Source organism: Halalkalibacter flavus (assembly GCF_036663575.1).
Classification (GTDB): Bacteria; Bacillota; Bacilli; order Bacillales; family Bacillaceae_D; genus Halalkalibacter; species Halalkalibacter flavus.
The window spans coordinates 1-241 of the sequence record NZ_JAWRVK010000386.1 but is presented as its reverse complement, the minus strand read 5'-3'; the positions used below and the strand labels follow the sequence as shown (position 1 = coordinate 241).

1 pseudogene is annotated in these 241 nt (G+C 34.4%); it reads left to right on the top strand.

The annotated features are described in order from the left end of the window. Positions 1-241: pseudogene (locus SAY88_RS25545) on the top strand (sodium-independent anion transporter); the annotation flags it as partial.

Sequence of the window (241 nt, the reverse complement as noted above, 5' to 3'; positions counted from 1 at the left end):
GGGCCATCTTTACGTTAGTATTATTGCTAAATCGAAGTTCTAAACCATCAATTGTAGAGATGGGGTCTGTAAAGAGAGAGAAGACGTTTCGTAATATTAAACGTTATACAGAAGCAGTGACTTCAGATGAAGATGTTATTCTAAGAATTGATTCAAATCTCCATTTTGCTAATATCTCATATGTAGAAGAGAAAGTAAAAGAGGTTCTTAAAGCAAGAGAAGGAACGAAATGGTTGATCCT